This is a genomic window from Brooklawnia sp. (assembly GCF_032229645.1).
Taxonomy (GTDB): domain Bacteria; phylum Actinomycetota; class Actinomycetes; order Propionibacteriales; family Propionibacteriaceae; genus Brooklawnia.
Genome location: NZ_JAVTWX010000070.1, coordinates 1 through 7,988 on the forward strand (window position 1 = coordinate 1; position 7,988 = coordinate 7,988).

Below are 7,988 nucleotides of genomic sequence, written 5' to 3' on the forward strand. Positions count from 1 at the left end.
CCGGCGGGGGTGAGGGTGCTGCGAACATCAAGAGCCACCACAACGTCGGCGGCCTACCCGACGACCTGCAGTTCACCCTGATCGAACCGCTGCGCACCCTGTTCAAGGACGAGGTTCGCGCTGCCGGCGAAGAACTGGGCCTGCCCCACGAGATGGTCTGGCGTCAGCCCTTCCCCGGCCCCGGGCTGGGCATCCGCATCATCGGCGAGGTCACCAAGCAGCGTCTCGACCTGCTCCGCGAGGCGGACGCGATCGCTCGCGAGGAGTTGACGGCGGCCGGACTCGACCGCGATGTCTGGCAGATGCCCGTGGTGCTGCTGGCCGATGTGCGTTCGGTCGGGGTCCAGGGCGATGGCCGCACCTACGGCAACCCGATCGTGCTGCGTCCGGTGAGCAGCGAGGACGCGATGACCGCCGACTGGTCGCGGCTGCCCTACGACGTGATCGAGAAGATCAGCACCCGCATCACCAATGAGGTTCGAGAGATCAACCGCGTGGTGCTGGATGTCACGAGCAAGCCGCCGGGCACCATCGAGTGGGAGTGACGGCTCCCAGATGTCGGATCGTGTAGCCCCACGGCCCATGTCGGGCTCTGAGACCACACGATCGGGCACTCTGCCGCCGGTCGCGCTGGTCGTCAGGCCTGCTTGGGCCGGACGATGCCGTGCTCGTAGGCGAGGATCACCAGCTGCGCGCGATCGCGTGCGTCCAACTTGGTCAACAGCCGGCTGACATGGGTCTTGGCCGTCGCGTAGCTGATCACCAACTGGCCGGCGATCTCTGCATTGGACGCACCGCCGGCCACCAGCCGGAGCACTTCTATCTCGCGCTGGGTCAGTACCTCCAGGGTGCCGGACCTGGGCGCCTGCCGCGGAGCCGAACGACGGAACTCCTCGATCAGCCGCCGTGTCGCGCCCGGAGCGAGCAACGAATCGCCGGCCGCGACCACCCGGATAGCCTCCAGCAGCCGCTCCGGCTCGGTGTCCTTCGGCAGGAAGCCCGAGGCTCCGGCCCGTAGCGCGGCGAAGACGTTCTCGTCGTGATCGAAGGTCGTCAGCACCAGGACCTTTACGTCGTTGGTTTCGGGGTCGTTCGCGATCCGCCTGGTGGCCTCTATGCCGTCGATCCCGGGCATCCGGATGTCCATCAGCATCACATTGGGCTGCTGCTCGTGCGCCTGCCGGACAGCCGAAAGCCCATCGGCCGCGTCTGCGACCACCTCGAAATCCGGCTCGTGGCGCAGCAGGACGGCAAGTCCGCGCCGCACTAGCGCCTCATCGTCGACGATCAGTACGCGGATCATGACTCACCGCCGTCTGGTCGCAGATCTGGAGAGTCCTCGCGCAAGGTGTCGAGCAGGTGCCGCACCTGGCGTAGCGACTCGCGGCTCATGTCGGCGATCGCCTCGAGAGCCGCCCGCGTCTCATCGGGATCGTCGTCCAGCATCTTCGAGCCGACACCTGCCTGCAGCGCGATCACCGCGAGTGACTGACCGGTCACATCGTGCAGCGCTCGGGCGAGCGCAAGCCGTTCCTCAGCGAGCGCCACTCGGGAACGTTCGCGTTCGGCCTGTTCGACCAGTACCGCCCGTTCAGCCTCCAGCCGTACCGCGGCACGATGCACTCGGGCGCCTCGTCCCAGCACGAAGGCGCCGGCGAACAGTGCGAGGTTGGTGGCACCTTCAGCGAGCGGCATCCGCTGTCCGAAGGCGATCATGACGACCACCAACAGCACCAGGCAGAAGCCGGCCGCCGCTATCGTCGAGCGAAGCGTCCGGTGCGCAGCGACGGTGTAGGCGGCGAGGAAGAGCCCGGACCCGATCACCGCGGTGTTGAAACCCAAGCCGATCATCGTCACCACGAGAACACCGGAGACGAACAGCACTGCGATGGGAAAGCGGCGCCGCCAGGCATAGCAGAACGCCACCGCGATACTCAGCAGCATGGCTAGCGAGCCGGTCTGCACGGATCCGGCCGTCGCCAATAACGCGGCGCTGAGAAGCGCGAACGCCAGCACAGCATCCAGGATCCAGGGGCGTTCGTCATCAAGTTCGCGCAAGTTGCGCCACATACCGAAACGCTAGCCGTTGCCGCCCTCGCCGACAACGGTCCGCAGACCCATCGCCGGCTACTTCCCGAGCTGTACGCGCCTTGGTTCGAGGCACCGGCGATGCACTGAATAGATGGGGCGCCGGCCCGATGCATGACCCGGGACGAGTAGCCGATGCTGGCACCATGACAACGACGTCTGACACTCATCGGCCGTGGCCCCTGCTGCGGCGTTTCGCATTGCCAGCATTGTGCGGCGCAGTCTTCGCAGCGATCATGGCGTGGTTCCAGCCTCGCGGACCGGTCACCTCCGCGGAGACGATCGCGCTGCTGGCCGGAGGCCTGGCAGTCGGCCTTCTTACGGGCGCAACCGCCCGCTCCCGCTGGGCCATCCTGCTCGCCCCGATGGCATTCCTCATCGTCTTCGAACTCCTGCGTCTCGACTCCGCGCTGCCCACGGTGGGCCCGTTGAACGCCAGTTCGGCCTTCGGCGTGCTCGCCTTCGTCCTGGGCCGTATCGTGGTCTGGCCGTTGGCCTGCCTATCAATCATCGCCGGCACTCTCTGGGGCATCGGGGGCCCCGGACGACGGGTGGGCGTGATCGTCCTCACGGTGCTGCTTGCGCTGATCGCGGCATCCCTGCTGTTGCCCGCAAGCCCACCACCGTTGAAGGACGCGGATGGCCGGCCCATCGAAGGTCAGGTGGCGGAACTGATTCCGGTAGAGCTGAATGGGCACGAGCAATGGATCGAAGTGCGTGGTGCCCGTGAGGATCTACCGATCGTGCTCTATCTGAGCGGTGGCCCCGGACAAAGCGATCTCGCCTACTCGCGGGCGCTTTTCGAGCCTCTGACCGATGATTTCCTGGTCGTCGGCTGGGACCAGCGCGGCACCGGCAAGTCGTATCCGGCTCTTGACGCCGAGGGGCTGACGCTGGAGGGCAGTGTCGCCGACACCATCGAACTCGCGCGCTGGCTGACCGAGCACTACGGTCGGCAGAAGGTCTACCTGCTCGGCGAATCATGGGGATCGTTGCTCGGGGTGCTCGCGGTTCGGCAGCAGCCGGAACTCTTCCACGCCTTCATCGGCAGTGGGCAGATGGTGGCTCCGCTGGAGACCGATGAGGGGATCTACCGCGACCTGATCACCACTGCGATGGGCAGTGGCCATGGCGAGTTGGTAGCGAGGCTGGCCACCATGGGGCCGCCGCCTTACCGCAGCGTTTTCGACTATGCGACGATCATGTCGCACTACCCGCTCTTGGAGGGCGGCTACATTCCGCCCGCCGAGTATCTGCGCAGAGGGCAACAGAGCAACCTCGGACCCTATGGCGTCTTTGGCCAGGAGTACTCACCGATTGAGAAGGTGAGTGTGCTGCGGGGTCTGCTCGACGTCTTCTCCCAGCTCTATCCGCAGTTGCAGGACGTGGACCTGCGCCGCGACGCAGCAGCGCTGGAGGTGCCTGTGCTCGTCCTCGCTGGTGAACATGAGCTGGCTGCTCGCACGGAGCCGGCCCGTGAGTGGTACGAGCTGCTGGCGGCGCCGGACAAGCAGTGGGTGGATCTTGCGGACGCGGGTCATTCGGTCGCCTTCGAGCACGCCGATGAGTTGCACCGGCTGTTGCTGGAATTCGAAGAGCAGTGAGGGTCCTAAACCCCAGCCCGGCGAATTCGAGGACATGACGAAAGCGGCTAGCCGACTCGTGGTCGGCCAGCCGCTGGCTCGTCATCGTGATGCTTGGAGGGTCCTTAGTCGGCACTGAAGCTGTCGGACGGGCCCTCGTCCGGCGGATTCTCGGCTGCGGCGCGGGCATCGCGGCGGCGTCGGTAGTCGCCGTAGCGCTCGTAGAGCTGATCGGCGCCGGAATCGCCACTGCCTTCATCGGGGATGGCCAACCACGCGACCACGTAGGCCGCGCCGATGGCTCCGACGCTGAACAGGCCGAGAGCGAGAGCGATCAGCCGGACAATCAGGGGATCGATGCCGAAATAATCGGCGATGCCGCCGCAGACGCCTGCGATGACACGGTGGTCTCGGCTGCGGACGAGTTTGCGAGTGCTCATGAATTCATTGTCCTTTCTGTGGGTGGCAGGTCAGATAAACCATGCCGGTGATGTGGGCTAGTGAGTCTTGTCATGTCTGTTGCTCAGCACCAGTCCGAGCAGGCCGAGGACGATCAGCCCGAGCGGCGCGAGGAAACCGACGACGGTCATGGTGGTCAGTACGTCGAATTGCCGCAAAGCGGCCAGGCCCGCGAGCGCGATGAAGGCGAATCCCCAGATAATCGCCGTCGGGCTAGAACCGCGGGTCATGCCGAGGTCACCCAGAGCTGCGAGTCGGTGGCTCTCACTTCGATATGAAGCGTCGGTAAGGCGTCGTCGATGATCTGTTGGTTGCGCGCTTGGCCGGATCCGTTGAAGAAATCCGGCAGCATGATAATCGAGTCGGTAAAGAAGACCTCGATGATCACGTTCTGGTCGGCAGGAATCGTCAGTCCGAGTTCGGAATCCTGCAGGTTGATGTTCCAGTACTCATCTGCGGCGATCCTGATGTCGCGGATGTCCATCGTCCGATGTTCGCTGTGGAGCACCTGGTCGTCGAGCTGGGTCGGCCGCACTAGGTTGTTCATCGAACTGCGCGGGAGCGGTGGTGCCGTCACCATAGCCCCGGTCAAGGCTACCGCCAGCGCGACGCCGGGGACGATCAGCCCGAGTCCTCTGGCACGACGGGCGATCACCAGCAGCCCGAGCCCGATCACCGCCAGCGCAGCCGCCAAGGGGAGAACCACTATGTCCGGGAACGCGATGACGCCGATCAGCGCTGCCGCCGCAGCGACGATCAGGGTGATCACGGTGATGGCGATGGCCACCCGGTCGTGCTTGCGCGCCGGCGCCGGGCTGGGCGCCCAATAGCGGGTGGCTACCTGTTGTCTGGGTCGGCCGGGGATGAATCGTCGTTGGGTGCCCGCCCAGACGGTCACGGCGAGGATCACGACCGGCAGCCAGCCGAGTCCCATCACAGTGCTGAAGAGCAGGCTGCCGATGATGCCGAACGCCAGTGCCCAGTTCGCCACCACCCTCGCAGGCGCGTTGCGCCAATGCCGACCGATGTGATCGAGGGGGGCCAGCCCGGTGGTCGTGCTGCGGGTCAGCATCCAGCCCGTGAAGTAGGCAATCACGCCGATGCCCGAACACAGCCCGGTCAGCACGAACAGACAACGGACGAGCAGAACATCGATGCCCAACCAGGTCGCCACCGCCCCGCTCAGCCCCGTGATATTGCCGCGAGCAGGAGTGCGCCTCAAATCGAGAAACTCGGCCGCCCAGTCACGAGACGGTCGAGGAGAGCCGGGACGCAACGGCCACTGTGGAGGTGGCGGTGGCGTGCTGGCGGACATGGCTCAAGTCTTGCCGGTGGTCCCGGCCTTCGGTACTGAACCGGACCCCGAGCAGACCCCCAAAATCGCCGAGAGCCTCGCAGATTATCGCTCATCGGAGCATTTCCGGGAGCCTTCGGGGTCGCTGTCAGTGGAATTGCAGGGTTGAACATGTGAACCTTGAAGGGTGACGAGCGTTCCGGGTCCCAACTACCAGCAGCCTCGTCCGATTGCGCCCATTTCTGCCGGACGACAGCTTCCTGCCGGACCGCGTCCCATCCCGTTCGGGTCGCCACCCGCTCCTTCGGCACCTCCCGACACACCGCCGGAGCGCGCGGGGTTGAGCCGCAGCCGCTCGGACGCCTGGCTGGGCGGCGTCGCCGCGGGCATCGCGCATCATCTGGGCTGGCCGGTCTGGCTTGTTCGGGCTTGTTTTGTGGGTCTGGCGTTCACGAATGTGCTGACCATCGGTGTTTACGCCGTCTTGTGGATCTTGATGCCCGAACCGCCGTCGGCCGAGCAACCTCCGGGTCTGCGGGCCGCGAGTCATCAGGGGATGCGCCAGCCCGATCGTGGGAAGACGGTGGGTTTCGGACGAGTAATCGCGGTGGTGATGGTCGGTATCGGGCTGATCATGCTGGCCCGGATGCTCGGACTCGGCCCGGCGAGCACCTTCTTCTGGCCGATCATGCTGGCGGCGCTGGGCGTCGGCCTGGTCTGGCTGCAGGCCGACGATGAACCCGCCACGCCTTCACAACCCCGGACGATGACTCCCGCGGACCTCGATCACACGCGGCGGCGCTCGCTTGGGTCATTCCGCGTCAGGAAGGGCGGCGAAGTGGTGCGTGTCGTCGGCGGCATGGCACTGATCGGCTGCGCGGTTGCGCTGCTGGCCGCCTCCCAGGGCGGTGTCAGTCAGCTGCCATTGGTGGCGATGGTGTCCGGGCTCACCGTGGCGGGCCTGGGAGTCGTGGCGGCGCCCTGGATTCTGCGCTATCGGCGCAGGATGGCCGCGGTCAACGAGGAGAAGCTGATCGCTGACACCCGGGCGGATATGGCCGCCCACCTGCACGATTCGGTGCTGCAGACTCTCGCACTCATCCAGCGCCAGGCCGACGATCCCAAGCAGGTCGCCAGCCTTGCCCGGCGCCAAGAGCGCGAACTGCGCGCCTGGTTGTATGCCGATCAGGCCGGGCCGTCGACCTTGAAGGCGGCCCTGACCGAGGCCGGTGGTGAGGTCGAGGACGAACGCGGTGTTCCCGTCGAGGTGGTCTGTGTCGGCGATATCGAACTGACCGAGGGGCTGCGGGCGCTCGTCCAGGCGTCGCGAGAAGCGATGATGAACGCCGCGAAGCACTCCGGTGCCCCGCTCATCGATGTCTATGCTGAAGTCGAGCCGACCGGCGAGGGCGAACTCGTCCAGGTCTTCGTCCGCGATCGCGGCAGGGGTTTCAACCTTGCCGATGTCGCGGACGACCGGATGGGAGTTCGCTCGTCGATCATCAGCCGCATGGAACGCCATGGCGGCAACGCGAAGATTCGCTCGGCCCCAGGCGAGGGAACCGAGATCCGATTGGAGATGAAGGTATGACCAACGCCCAGCCCGAACCCACCCCCGAGCGTACCGGTCCGTGGCGGGTGGTCCTGGTCGATGACCACGGGATCTTCCGCGCCGGTGTGCGTCATGAGCTGGAGCTGGCGCCCGACAGGGTCGAGGTGGTCGGTGAAGGCGAGGACGTGGCCAGTTCGGTGAAGGCCATCGTCGCGAGCGTGCCCGACGTGGTGCTGCTCGACGTCCATCTGCCCGGAGGCGGTGGTGCCGAGGTCATCAAACGGGTGCATGCCGGCCTGCCGAAGGTGAAGTTCTTGGCGCTGTCGGTCAGCGATGCTGCCGAGGACGTCATCGGAGTCATCCGGGCCGGGGCCCGCGGCTATGTGACCAAGTCGATCAGCACGGACGAGCTGATCGAGGCGATCGGACGCGTGGCCACCAACGATGCCGTCTTCTCGCCCCGGCTCGCCGGGTTCGTGCTGGACGCCTTCTCGGGATCGATCGACGTGGCGTCCATCGACGAGGACCTTGACCGGCTCAGCCAGCGCGAGCGCGAGGTGATGAAGTTGATCGCTCGCGGCTACTCGTACAAAGAGGTGGCGAAGGAACTGTTCATCTCGATCAAGACTGTCGAGACACATGTCTCGAGCGTGTTGCGCAAGCTGCAGCTGTCGAACCGCTACCAGCTGACGAAATGGGCCACCGACCGCAAGCTGGTCTGACGCGGGCGCTCGTCCGAGGGCACGGCGGACGAAGGGGCTGCGCAAAGTTGCAGGGGCTGGCGAAATGTCCGGGCGTGATGAAAGCGGCTACCAGAAGTAGCGACGGCTAGCGAATATCCGCTAGCCGTCGCTACTTTCGGTAGTCGTTGTGGGTGCCGGCTGTGACGGCCGGTAGCTGCTGCTGCTTTCGGTAGCCGCTGTGGGTGCCGGCTGTGACGACCGCTAGCCGTCGCTACTTTCGGTAGCCGCTGTGGTTCCCGGCTGTGACGGCCGGTAGCTGCTGCTGCTTT

General features: G+C 65.8%; 8 protein-coding genes and 1 pseudogene. 4 read left to right on the forward strand and 5 right to left on the reverse strand.

Annotated features, from left to right (window positions below):
• A pseudogene (locus tag AAFP05_RS04820) lies at positions 1-545 on the forward strand (GMP synthase (glutamine-hydrolyzing)); the annotation flags it as partial.
• A gap of 92 nt (positions 546-637) precedes the next feature.
• Here AAFP05_RS04820 and AAFP05_RS04825 read toward each other — a convergent pair.
• Together AAFP05_RS04825 and AAFP05_RS04830 are read right to left on the reverse strand one after the other, a co-directional pair.
• A complete protein-coding gene (locus tag AAFP05_RS04825; RefSeq protein ID WP_341728719.1) occupies positions 638-1,303 on the reverse strand; it encodes a response regulator transcription factor in 666 nt (221 codons plus the stop codon).
• On the reverse strand, positions 1,300-2,070 hold the full coding sequence (locus AAFP05_RS04830; RefSeq protein ID WP_341728720.1) for a histidine kinase: 771 nt from the start codon (positions 2,068-2,070) through the stop codon (positions 1,300-1,302). Before AAFP05_RS04830 ends, AAFP05_RS04825 begins: the two co-directional genes overlap by 4 nt.
• A gap of 164 nt (positions 2,071-2,234) precedes the next feature.
• Here AAFP05_RS04830 and AAFP05_RS04835 point away from each other — a divergent pair, with 164 nt between their 5' ends.
• Complete coding sequence (locus AAFP05_RS04835) at positions 2,235-3,692, forward strand: alpha/beta hydrolase (RefSeq protein ID WP_341728721.1); 1,458 nt, start codon at positions 2,235-2,237, stop codon at positions 3,690-3,692.
• A gap of 104 nt (positions 3,693-3,796) precedes the next feature.
• Here AAFP05_RS04835 and AAFP05_RS04840 read toward each other — a convergent pair whose 3' ends face one another.
• From AAFP05_RS04840 to AAFP05_RS04850, 3 genes are read right to left on the reverse strand one after another with little or no spacing between them, the layout of a single operon-like run.
• Positions 3,797-4,111, reverse strand: a complete 315-nt coding sequence (locus AAFP05_RS04840) for a PspC domain-containing protein (RefSeq protein ID WP_341728722.1) — start codon at positions 4,109-4,111, stop codon at positions 3,797-3,799.
• Between the two features lie 57 nt (positions 4,112-4,168).
• Positions 4,169-4,360, reverse strand: coding sequence for a hypothetical protein (locus AAFP05_RS04845; RefSeq protein ID WP_341728723.1), 192 nt, complete (start codon positions 4,358-4,360; stop codon positions 4,169-4,171).
• A complete protein-coding gene (locus AAFP05_RS04850) occupies positions 4,357-5,445 on the reverse strand; it encodes a PspC domain-containing protein (RefSeq protein WP_341728724.1) in 1,089 nt (362 codons plus the stop codon). The genes AAFP05_RS04845 and AAFP05_RS04850 overlap by 4 nt, the downstream gene beginning before the upstream one ends.
• Positions 5,446-5,611: 166 nt before the next feature.
• Here AAFP05_RS04850 and AAFP05_RS04855 point away from each other — a divergent pair, with 166 nt between their 5' ends.
• Positions 5,612-7,015: a PspC domain-containing protein gene (locus tag AAFP05_RS04855; protein ID WP_341728725.1), complete on the forward strand. Its 1,404-nt coding sequence runs from the start codon at positions 5,612-5,614 to the stop codon at positions 7,013-7,015.
• Positions 7,012-7,698, forward strand: a complete 687-nt coding sequence (locus AAFP05_RS04860; RefSeq protein ID WP_341728726.1) for a response regulator transcription factor — start codon at positions 7,012-7,014, stop codon at positions 7,696-7,698. Before AAFP05_RS04855 ends, AAFP05_RS04860 begins: the two co-directional genes overlap by 4 nt.
• Positions 7,699-7,988 lie beyond the last annotated feature (290 nt).

What these genes read in the sequence shown, in the direction of transcription:
- AAFP05_RS04850 (WP_341728724.1), bottom strand. Translation starts at nt 5,445, where the DNA reads ATGTCCGCCAGCACGCCACCGCCACCTCCACAGTGGCCGTTGCGTCCC.
- AAFP05_RS04835 (WP_341728721.1), top strand. Translation starts at nt 2,235, where the DNA reads ATGACAACGACGTCTGACACTCATCGGCCGTGGCCCCTGCTGCGGCGT.
- AAFP05_RS04845 (WP_341728723.1), bottom strand. Translation starts at nt 4,360, where the DNA reads ATGACCCGCGGTTCTAGCCCGACGGCGATTATCTGGGGATTCGCCTTC.
- AAFP05_RS04825 (WP_341728719.1), bottom strand. Translation starts at nt 1,303, where the DNA reads ATGATCCGCGTACTGATCGTCGACGATGAGGCGCTAGTGCGGCGCGGA.
- AAFP05_RS04840 (WP_341728722.1), bottom strand. Translation starts at nt 4,111, where the DNA reads ATGAGCACTCGCAAACTCGTCCGCAGCCGAGACCACCGTGTCATCGCA.
- AAFP05_RS04860 (WP_341728726.1), top strand. Translation starts at nt 7,012, where the DNA reads ATGACCAACGCCCAGCCCGAACCCACCCCCGAGCGTACCGGTCCGTGG.
- AAFP05_RS04830 (WP_341728720.1), bottom strand. Translation starts at nt 2,070, where the DNA reads ATGTGGCGCAACTTGCGCGAACTTGATGACGAACGCCCCTGGATCCTG.